Consider the following 2,779-nt stretch of genomic DNA (forward strand, 5'->3'; position numbering starts at 1 on the left):
CACTAATGGGAATGAAAGTATCTGGACAAAGTGCAACTCGGCATGATTTAATCATTGCATGCGGAAGCCCGACGGTCGGAAAATTGACCACGGAACACTGGAAACAATCAGGATTCGCGTGGCGCGCCAGATTGTTGACGACGGCGCCAACGCCGACGAGTTGGCAAAAGCACTGGGCTTCAGCCGGGCGGCGGTGTTCTCGTGGGCGCAGCAGTACCGCGACGGCGGGATTGAGGCGCTGCGAGCCAAGCCGATTCCTGGAAGGCCAAAGAAAATGACGGACCAGCAGGCCGACCAAATCTACACGATCCTCTGCACCAAAACCCCGGACCAGATGCAGTTCGACTTCCAACTGTGGACCCGCTGGCTTGTACGAGACCTCATCGCACGGCTGTTCGGAATCAGTATCACTGAACAGGCGGTCGGAAGGATGCTGCGGCGCTGGGGAATGTCCCCGCAACGGCCCACCACGCAGGCGACCCAGCGCGACGAAGCAAAGGTGATGCGCTGGAAGACCGAACAGTTCCCGAAGATCCGTGCTGAGGCGAGGCAGGTCGGAGCCACAGTCTACTTCGGGGACGAGGCCTCGGTCCGCACCGACCACCACGGCGGCGCGACTTGGGCTCCCGTCGGTGAAACCCCGGTGATCAGCCGAACNGGAGACCGGAAATCGGTTCTCATGCTCTCCGCGGTCAGCGCCCAGGGAAAGCTTCATTTCATGCTCCAGCAGGGCGGGTCCGTCGACTCCAAGGTCTTCATAGAATTCTGCCGGAAGCTGCTCCAAGACGACGGTGGAAAGGTCTTCCTCATCGTCGACAACGTCAGTTACCACGATTCGAAGGCTGTCCGTCGGTTCGTCGCAGGAACNGACGGTAGGCTCCGGATTTTCTTTCTCTCGCCTTATGCCCCCGACACCAACCCGGACGAGTGGGTCTGGAACAACGTGAAGACCGCACAGATCGGCCGAAAAATGATGGGTGTAGATCCTTCAGAGTGAGATCGTTGGCTGGATGATCTCGGTTCCCTGGGTTTGGGTTGATCGTGAAAGGGCTCCTTGCCACTACGTTCGCGGGTGTCGAAGCCAGAACGTGACGTGAGCAAGGAGCCTGGGTGTCAGGGTATGAGGTTGGCTCGGAGAGGGTGTCGGCGGGTGCGTTCGCCGGGTCGGACGAGCTGTACGGGGCGTTGCGGGCGGGGCTTGCGGGGGCGGAGACCGCGGGCCTGACCCATGAGGGTCTTGAGGTGTGGTTGGAGGGCCGGGGCCGGGAGCTGCTGCGGTCGCTGTTCCAGGACCATCTTGATCTGCGGTCGGCGCGGGAGGTGCGGCTGGCCGAACCGCCGGCGGGGGTGGACGGGGTGGTCCGTACCCGGGTGGAGAAGGCGCATCGGCGGGCGCTGTCGACGGTGTTCGGCCGGGTGGCGGTGAGCAGGCTGGCCTATCGGGCGCCGGGGCGGCCAACCTGCACCCGGCGGACGGGGTGTTGAACCTGCCGGTGGGGCTGCACTCGCACGGGCTGCGCCGGCTGGTGGCGCTGGAGGCCGCGCGGGGGTCGTTCGACGCCGCGGTCGCCGCGGTCGCCGCGGTCGCCGCGGTCGCCCGGGGTGAGGGTCGGTAAGCGCCAGCTTGTCGAGCTGGCCCGGTCGGTGGCGGTCGACGTGGCCGGTTTCTACACGGCCCCGGTGTGCGGGCCGGTGCCCGACGGGCTGCTGTTGGTGTTGCAGTTCGACGGGAAAGGTGTGGTGATGCGGCCGGAGGGGCTGCGCCCGGCCACCGCGAAGGCGGCCGCCGCGGGGCGGAAGCTGGCGACACGGCTGTCGCCCGGGGAGAAGAACGGGCGGAAACGGATGGCGGAGTTGGCCGCGGTCCACGACGTCGTCCCGGTCGTGCGTACCCCGGCTGACGTGCTGCCCCCGCCCGGGGTGACCGGGCCCGACGGGCCGAAGGCCACCGGAAAGTGGGTGACGGCCTCGGTCGTCGACGACATCGCCACGGTGGTGGCGGCCGGGTTCGACGAGGCCGAACGGCGCGACCCGACCCACGCCCGGACCTGGATCGTGCTCGTCGACGGCAACAACACCCAGCTCGACGCCGTCACCGCCGAGGCGGCCCACCGCGGCGTCGTCGTCCACATCGTCGTCGATCTCATCCACGTCCTGGAATACCTGTGGAAGGCCGCCTGGTCGTTTTTCACCACCGGGGACCCCGACGCCGAGGCCTGGGTCACCGACAAGGCCCGCAAGGTACTGGAAGGCCGGGCGGGCCAGGTCGCCACCGGCATCCGCCGCCGCGCCACCTACAACGGCTACAACCAGGCCGAACGCAAGGGCGCCGACACCTGCGCCGACTACCTCGACGCCAAGGCACCCTGGCTTGACTACGCCACCGCCCTGGTGGGCGGCTGGCCGATCGCGACCGGTGTCATCGAGGGAGCCTGCCGCCACCTCGTCAAGGACCGGATGGACATCACCGGTGCCCGATGGGGACTCGACGGCGCCGAATCCGTGCTCCTGCTCCGCGCCCTGGTCACCAACGGCGACTTCGACGACTACTGGAAGTACCACATCGCACAGGAACAGCACCGCAACCACCGCAACCAGTACGCCGACAACCGCATACCGCCCTGATCAACTCACTTCACAAGAACTGCACCCAAAAATGATTACATCGGTCTCGGATCTTTACTCCAACGCCCTCACCGCACTTCGCAGGCTCCAGGAGAACTCTGCGCTTGTCATCGGCTTCTTCGGTGACCCCCACCTCGCCTACATCGGCTGGTAG

Annotated in this window: 2 protein-coding genes and 1 pseudogene; all 3 read left to right on the forward strand. The window is 66.0% G+C overall.

Translation table 11 applies throughout. The annotated features are described in order from the left end of the window. Positions 1–58 precede the first annotated feature (58 nt). The 3 genes and pseudogenes from BMG523DRAFT_RS22095 (at position 59) to BMG523DRAFT_RS27065 (ending at position 2,779) form a co-directional block, all read left to right on the forward strand. Positions 59–997, forward strand: coding sequence for an IS630 family transposase (locus BMG523DRAFT_RS22095; RefSeq protein ID WP_083494936.1), 939 nt, complete (start codon positions 59–61; stop codon positions 995–997). Between the two features lie 143 nt (positions 998–1,140). Further along, positions 1,141–2,625: pseudogene (locus BMG523DRAFT_RS22105) on the forward strand (ISKra4 family transposase). Positions 2,626–2,656: 31 nt separating this feature from the next. Further along, entirely contained in the window at positions 2,657–2,779 is a 123-nt protein-coding gene (locus tag BMG523DRAFT_RS27065) for a hypothetical protein (protein WP_255353910.1), read from the forward strand.

It is taken from the genome of Frankia sp. BMG5.23 (assembly GCF_000685765.2).
Classification (GTDB): domain Bacteria; phylum Actinomycetota; class Actinomycetes; order Frankiales; family Frankiaceae; genus Frankia; species Frankia casuarinae.

Coding starts and splice junctions, on each gene's coding strand:
- BMG523DRAFT_RS27065 (WP_255353910.1), top strand. CDS start 2,657: ATGATTACATCGGTCTCGGATCTTTACTCCAACGCCCTCACCGCACTT.